The organism is Cupriavidus basilensis (assembly GCF_029335485.1).
Classification (GTDB): Bacteria; Pseudomonadota; Gammaproteobacteria; order Burkholderiales; family Burkholderiaceae; genus Cupriavidus; species Cupriavidus basilensis_E.
Genome location: NZ_JARJLM010000106.1, coordinates 1 through 964 on the forward strand (window position 1 = coordinate 1; position 964 = coordinate 964).

General features: G+C 71.7%; 1 protein-coding gene. It reads right to left on the minus strand.

Going from position 1 to position 964, the window contains the following annotated elements; genetic code table 11:
• Positions 1-964: type VI secretion system Vgr family protein (locus tag P3W85_RS06120; protein WP_276264119.1), on the minus strand; the 964-nt coding region annotated here is incomplete at both ends.

Below are 964 nucleotides of genomic sequence, written 5' to 3' on the forward strand. Positions count from 1 at the left end.
ATGCGCGCGGTGATGATGGGTTGGTCAGGATCGCCGTCGACAAAATCGACAAGAACCTCCTGGCCGATGCGCGGCAGTGCGAGATGGCCCCAGCGGGTGCCGGCCCAGCCGTGGGCGGGGCGTATCCAGCAGGAGTGGCGGCCGAGGCGGTCCCAGGTGAACTGTACGCACACGCGGCCGTGCTCGTCGACGTGGAACTCCTCGCCGTCGGGGCCGACGACGGTGGCGATCTGGGGGCCGGGGACGAGGAGCCGGGGCAGCGGCTCAGGGCGCCACTCGACCTTGTCGGGGACGATCTCGGCGGTGTAGCTGTAGTGGGTGCCTTGCTGGGCGTCGGCGCTCTCTTCGGCCTGGCTGGTGTGCTGGGTGCCGCGGTGGCGGATGCGCACGGGTCGCCAGCCGTGGTTCCAGTCGGCGCGCGGGTGGCCGATGAGGTCGAAGGCGATGCCGGGCACGAGGCGGGGATCGTCGCCCTCGACCACGGCGAGGCGCGCGTCGCGGCGCCGGCCGCGCAGGCGGTTGAGGGTGAAGGGGGCGCCGGCGGCATCCTGCTTGTAGCGCCCGGGGTAGTCGTAGCGCTCGTAGTCGGGCTGGCCTTGGCCGGCGACGCTGGGGGAGTGCTCCTGGCGGTAGCGCGGATGCTTGAAGGTGTAATCGCGCTGGGTCTGCCGGGTGGTGCGCACGTGCTGGGCGTAAGCGAAGCGGCGCAGGGCGGGTTCGGGCTGGTCGGCGCCGGGGGTGGGCTGATAGCGCACGGGTCCGCCGTCGATCGAACCGTGGACGTAGAGGCGATCGCCGAGGACGAGGCGGTGATCGGTGTCGTCGTGGCGGTGGTAGAAGACGAGGCCTTCCTCGGCGGCGAGGCGGCAGACGAAGCCGAGATCGGACTCGCCGGGCTGGACGCAGTACTCGCGGGCGAGGTGCTCGGCGGTGAGGTGCCAGTCTGGGGTGTCGATGCCGTGGT